Here is a 6,139-nt window from a genome sequence, read left to right on the forward strand (position 1 = left end):
TTCACCAGCGGAGCACCGGTTTGATCGTGGTACCCGCGAGCATGTCGTCCACTGCCTGTTGAATCTGCCCGAACTCGTAGTGCGTGACCAGCCTTTCGAGCGGGAACCGGCCCGCGGCGACGAGTTCGGCCAGCGTCGGCACCAGTGCCTGGGTGTCGGCGTCGCCCATGGTGAGGCCGACGACGTGCCGGCCGGGGAGCAGGAAGTTGACGTCCACTCCCACCGTGGTGCCGAACGCGGGGGCGCCGACGACGACCGCGGTGCCCCGGGCGGCCAGCGTGCCGATCGCCGTGCCCAGGACGCCGGCGTTGCCGGTGGTCTCGACGACGCCGTCGACCCCGCGGCCGCCGGTCAGCTCGCCGACCGTCTCGGTGAGGTCCTCGCTCGACGTGTCGATCGTGTCGGTGGCGCCGAGCTCGCGGGCCAGCTCGAGCCGGCCGGGTACGCGGTCGACGGCGATGATCCTCGTCGACGGCGTCAGGTGGGCGGCCATCACCGCCGAGAGGCCGACCGCGCCGGCGCCGGTGACCAGCAGCGCGGCGCCCGGGCGCGGCGCCAGGACGTTCCACACCGCGCCGGCGCCGGTCATGATGCCGCAGCCGAGCGGGGCCAGCAGGTCCAGCGGCGCGTCGGCGGCGACCTTGACGACGCTGCGTTCGTCGGCGACGGCGTGCCCGGCGAAGCTGGACTGGCCGAAGAAGTGCCCGCCGATCGGGGTGCCGTCGCGGGAGATCGGGGTGGAGCCGTCCGGGCGCTGCCCGCCGAGCAGGTTGGCGGGCAGCCAGGTCTCGCAGTAGGCGGGGTGGCCGTCGCGGCAGTTCGCGCAGCCGCCGCAGGAGGTGTAGCTGAGCAGGACCCGGTCGCCCGCCTGCACGCGGGTGACCGCGGCGCCGGTCTCCTCCACGATCCCGGCGCCTTCGTGGCCGAGCACCCCGGGCAGCGGGAAGGGCAGGGCGCCGGCGGCGACGCCGAGATCGGTGTGGCAGACGCCGGTGGCGACGATCCGGACCCGGACCTCGTCCGGGCGGAGCCGGTCGAGGGCCACTTCGCCGAGGGTGAAGCCGGCTCCGGCGGACTCCACGACGGCCGCGGTGGTGGTGGTCATGGGGCTGCTCCTCGGGACTCAGGCGAGGGAGATGACGACGGACTTCGTGCGCGTGTACGCGTCGAGGGATTCGGGGCCGTACTCGCGGCCGAAGCCGGAGTCCTTGACGCCGCCGAAGGGGATCGCCGGGTCGAGCATCGCCCAGTCGTTGACCCAGACGATCCCGGCCTGCAGCCGGGCGGCGACCCGGTGCGCGCGGGCGAGGTTCGTCGTCTGCAGCCCGGCCGCGAGGCCGTAGGGCGTGCTGTTGGCCAGCGCGACCGCCTCGTCTTCGGACGTGAAGCGCTGCACGGTCAGCACCGGGCCGAAGATCTCTTCCCGGATCACGCGGGAGCCGGCCGGCAGGTCCGCGATCACCGTGGGCTGGAAGAAGAACCCGCCCTCGAGGTCCGGCCGGCCACCGCCGGTGACGATCCGGCCGCCGTCGGCGCGGGCCTGCTCGACGTACTGCTCCACCTTCGCCCGGTGCCGCTCGCCCGCCATCGGGCCGACCACCGTCGCGGGGTCGAAGGGGTCGCCGACCGGCACGTGCGGCACGGCTTCGGCGAGGGCGCCCAGGACCGTGTCGTGGAGCGCGTCGGCGACGAGCAGCCGGGGCCCGCCCATGCAGAACTGGCCGGTGTTGAAGACGAACGCCTTGATCACCGCGGCGACCGCCTGCTCGACGTCCGCGTCCTCGAACACGATGTGCGCGGCGTTGCCGCCGAGTTCGAGGCTGATCGGCTTGAGGTGCTCCCCGGCCACGCTCGCCGCGTGCCTGCCGATCGCGGTGGAGCCGGTGAACGCGATCTTGCCGACCCCCGGGTGGGTCACGAGGGCGTCGCCGATCTCCGAGCCGAAGCCGGTGACCACGTTGAGCGCGCCGTCGGGCACGCCGGCCTCGGCGAGCAGCTCGGCCATCAGCAGCGCGCTGAGGGAGGTCTCCTCGGCCGGCTTGTGCACGACGGTGTTCCCGGCGGCCAGCGCGGGCGCGATCTTCGAGGTGGACAGGATCAGCGGGAAGTTGAACGGCGTGATCGCGGCGACCACGCCGAGCGGTTCGCGGCGCGTGTAGGCGTGCGACGGGATCGGGATCTGCCGCGTCGCGCCGTCCAGGCCCTGCGCCAGGGCCGAGTAGTACTCGTACTGCTCGGCGACGGTCTCGACGTCGACGACCCGGCACAGCGAGATCGGCTTGCCGACGTCGGCGCTTTCGAGGGCGGCGAGCTCGTCCGCGCGGGCCCGCACCAGGTCCGCGACCCGGTGCAGCACCCGGGCGCGCTCCCGGCCCGGTGTCGCGGCCCAGCCCTCGAACGCCTGCCGGGCGGCGGCCACCGCGGCGTCGACGTCGGCGGCCGTGGCGCGGGCCAGTGAGGTGAGGGTCCGCCCGGTGGCCGGGTCCACGGTGTCGAAGCGGCCGGCGGTCTCGGTCCACCGGCCGCCGATGAACAGCCGGCCCGGTTCGACGTCGGGGCGGGGTCTGGTGCCCGCTCGCTCTTCCACTGCGGTCATCGGCCGACTCCTCACTGAGCGCTGTGTGCCACGAGTGTATATCAGGAACCCTGAGATGAGCCAGGGTGCGGCGGAGAGCCTGCCGGTGTCAAGGGCCGCGCCCCCGGCCGTCGCGCCCGCGATTTCCGGGCACATTTTTTTGGCCGTCCGTTAACCAATTCCGGGTGGGCGGACGAGTTTTTCACCGGGAAACCGGATGATTCGCCCGGTTGGCCGGGATGCGTAACGGCGGCAGGGGAAAAGCCGACTCCAGCGTGCCCGGGAAAGGGCCGTGTCCATTCCGTACGGCCCGCCGGAGGTTTCGGAAAAGAGGTCGCCGTGAACCCGAAGAACTCCCATCGGTTCGCCCGCCGATCCCTGCCACCCGGCTTCGCGGTGGCCGCCCTGCTGGCCGGCGCCGGGGTCGCCGTCGCCACCACCTTCGCCGCCGGGGTGCCGGTCGCGGTGCCCGACCACCCGCTGGGCGGCGGGGCGGCCTGCGCCGCACTCGTCGCGCAGCAGCGGGCGCGGGGCAGCGTCGGCTACCCCGCCTCCGAGGTCGAGCCGTACGTCGCCGCCGACCCGGCGGACCCGCGCCACCTCGTCGGCTCGGCGCAGCAGGACCGCTGGAACGACGGCGGGTCGAACGGCCTGACCAACGTCGTGTCCCGCGACGGCGGGGCGACCTGGACGCCCGCCGCCGCGCAGCCGCGGTTCAGCATCTGCGCCGGCGCGACGGCGGGCTCGCCCGGGTACTTCCAGCGCACCACCGACCCGTGGGTCAGCTTCTCCGCCGACGGCCGGGTCGTGTACTCGATCGCGGACTCCTTCAACGCCGACGGCCCGGCGTTCGGCGGGGCGAGCGCGATCCTGATCAGCCGTTCCCTCGACGGCGGCGACCACTGGGAAACCCCCGTCACCGCTCGCCTGGACACCTCGACGCAGGTGCTCAACGACAAGGAAACGGTGACCGCGGACCCGCTGCTCGCCGACCGCGCCTACGCGGTGTGGGACCAGCTGGTCTCGCCGCAGACCAACGCCAACCCGAGCGCGTACACGCACGCGTTCACCTACCGCGGCCCCAGCTACTTCTCCCGCACCACGGACAAGGGCGCGACCTGGAGCACCGGCCGGATCGTCTTCGACCCCGGGCAGAACGACCAGACGATCGGCAACCAGATCGTCGTGCCCACGACCGGCCCGGGCCGGGGAGTGCTGATCAACGGCTTCGACCTGATCACCAACAAGGGCGGCGCCTGCCCGTTCACCCACGGCGGGCAGCACTGCCGCGGCTCGTCGACGTCGACCGCGGCGGTCATCCGGTCCACCGACGGCGGGACGACGTGGTCCGGCGCGATCGGGATCGACACCCAGCAGGTGGCCTCGGTGACGATCGCCGGGCACCCGGTCCGCTCCAGCGACGAGCTGCCCGAGTTCGCCGTCAACCCGGTCAACGGCTTCGTGTACGCGGTCTGGCAGGACGCCCGGTTCAGCCCCACCGGCGCGGCGAAGATCGCCTTCGCGCAGTCCACGGACGGCGGGCTGACCTGGGGTGACACGATCCGCGTCGACCAGTCGCCGGGGGACACGCCGGCGTTCGTGCCGCAGATCCGCGTCACCGCCGACGGAACGATCGGCTTGAGCTACTACGACCTGCAGAACGCGACGACGGCGCAGCCCGGGCTCACCGACGCGTTCATCGCCCACTGCCACGCCGCGGCCGGCGACTGCGGCAACCCGGCGAACTGGGCGGTCAACGGGCAGACGCGGCTGACCACGACGTCGTTCGACTACACGACCGCACCGGACGCCGGCGGCTACTTCCTCGGCGACTACTCCGGCCTCGCCGCCACCGGCCCGACGCTGACCGCGTACTTCGGCGTCGCCCGGCCGGTGGCCGTCAGCGGCGCTTCGGACGTCTTCGCCAACCACGCCGGTTGAGTGGTGACCGGGAACGGCGACCCGGTCGCCGTTCCCGGCCCAGGATTCACCCGGCTGGGTGGTTTGAGTGGCGCGCGTGCGGGTCGCGTGCGGGGGCAGGCGGTTCGGCCGTTGGCGGGGTTGCGCCGTTCGGATCAAGGACTACGCTGCGAAGTGCAGTTCAGCAGCACCCGTCCCCCGACTTGCCAGCGACCGAGCGGGTCGGTCGAGAACGACCCCCTCGTCACGTCATCTGCGAATGAGGCGTGGAATGTTAGTCGTCCAGCCCCCAGCGACGGCGATCCCCGTAGCGCCGCCGAAGCGCGAACAGTTCGAGATCCAGGTGATCCGCCCGTACTTCGGCGCGGTCATGGTCCGCATCCGCGGCGCGCTCGACGCGGACAGCGCCCCCCAGGTGCGCTCGGCGCTGAGCACCTGGGCCCACCGCAGGTTCCCGGTGCTGGTGCTCGACCTGTCCGAGGTCGACTTCCTCGACGGAGCCGGTCTCGCGGCCCTGGGCGGCATCCAGGCCCGGGTGGCGCGGGAGAACGCGACCCTGCGCATCGTCACGGGCGACAACCGCGTGGTGCGCCGGGCATTGTCGGTGAGCGGACTCGACCACGCCCTCAACGTGACCCGGCTGCCGTCCGGGTGGGAACGCGCGACTGAGATCCCGAGCCAGAGCTGAGCCTCGTCCGGCGGTCCCGCCGCGGGGCGCCCCGTGGCACCCTGGCGGCATGCGGGAACCGGGCGACGCCGAACCCGATCCGGCGGTCGCGACCCAGGTCATGCTGGCCGAGTACGCGGCGCTGCGCGCCGAAGCCGAGCGGCGCGCGAACGCCCAGTGGAGCGTCTTCGCGCTGCAGCTGGCGTCGGCGGGCGCGATCGCCAGTGTCGCCGTCGCGGCGCCGTCGAACCTGGCCGTGCTGCTGCTTGTTCCGCTGTCGTCGTACCTACTGGGCAGCCGGTACATCCTGCACGACTTCCACATCAAGCTGATCCGGCGCTACCTGCGGGAATCCCTTTCCGAGCGGCTGGCGGAGGACATCCAGTGGGAGGCCTGGCGGACCGCGGCGCTCGCCGTGCCCACGTCGCGCGGCTGGTTCAGCGTCACCGGCTGGAACTTCGTCCACCCCACCCGCCTGGCCTTCGAAGGGGTGGGACTGCTGGCCGTGCTCTCGGCGGGATTGGCCGGGGCGTACCAGTGGACGGTGCGCTCGCCCGCGTGGCCGCTGGTCGCCGGGTACGCCCTCGGCTGGCTCCTCGGCGCGGTCGTCGTCCTGCTGCTGCGCCGGGCTTTCCGGCGCGCGGCGGATCTGTGAGTTCCGGTCCGCCCGCCAGACGAGTGATGCGTAAGTCCGGCTGGCGAGCAATCCTGTTCACCTCCGCAGCGTGATGGCTGCGGTTGCTCGGCTGTTCCCGCTCTGCCGCGGCTGAGCGGGGGACACTGCTGCCGCGGCTTGGAAGAAAGAATGTCCTCGCCGGACGGGCAGGCTCCGGGATGACCACGACTACCGCTGCGACCTCGCCTTGTGGAGGTGGGCCGCTGGGTGGTCATCCCGTCGCCTGATTGAGGCCTATCACTTTGAGCCGGGCCCGCAAGCTTGCGTCGTCTGGTCGCGTTGGTCTGTGGGTTGCGGGCCC

At 72.7% G+C, this 6,139-nt stretch carries 5 protein-coding genes; 3 read left to right on the forward strand and 2 right to left on the reverse strand.

The genetic code is table 11. The features are described 5' to 3' along the window. Position 1: 1 nt before the first annotated feature. Positions 2-1,105 carry an NAD(P)-dependent alcohol dehydrogenase gene (locus ACWEGE_RS45895; RefSeq protein WP_449666812.1) on the reverse strand — a complete coding sequence of 368 codons (1,104 nt, stop codon included), beginning with the start codon at positions 1,103-1,105 and terminating at the stop codon, positions 2-4. A gap of 18 nt (positions 1,106-1,123) precedes the next feature. Then, a complete protein-coding gene (locus tag ACWEGE_RS45900) occupies positions 1,124-2,596 on the reverse strand; it encodes an aldehyde dehydrogenase family protein (protein ID WP_449666813.1) in 1,473 nt (490 codons plus the stop codon). Between the two features lie 318 nt (positions 2,597-2,914). Here ACWEGE_RS45900 and ACWEGE_RS45905 point away from each other — a divergent pair, with 318 nt between their 5' ends. From ACWEGE_RS45905 to ACWEGE_RS45915, 3 genes are all read left to right on the forward strand, one after another. Next, on the forward strand, positions 2,915-4,516 hold the full coding sequence (locus ACWEGE_RS45905) for a sialidase family protein (protein ID WP_449666814.1): 1,602 nt from the start codon (positions 2,915-2,917) through the stop codon (positions 4,514-4,516). A gap of 250 nt (positions 4,517-4,766) precedes the next feature. Further along, positions 4,767-5,183, forward strand: coding sequence for an STAS domain-containing protein (locus ACWEGE_RS45910; protein WP_449666815.1), 417 nt, complete (start codon positions 4,767-4,769; stop codon positions 5,181-5,183). A 49-nt stretch (positions 5,184-5,232) separates the two neighbouring features. Continuing rightward, a complete protein-coding gene (locus tag ACWEGE_RS45915) occupies positions 5,233-5,817 on the forward strand; it encodes a hypothetical protein (protein WP_449666816.1) in 585 nt (194 codons plus the stop codon). Positions 5,818-6,139: the final 322 nt, after the last annotated feature.

It is taken from the genome of Amycolatopsis sp. NPDC004747, from assembly GCF_053601335.1.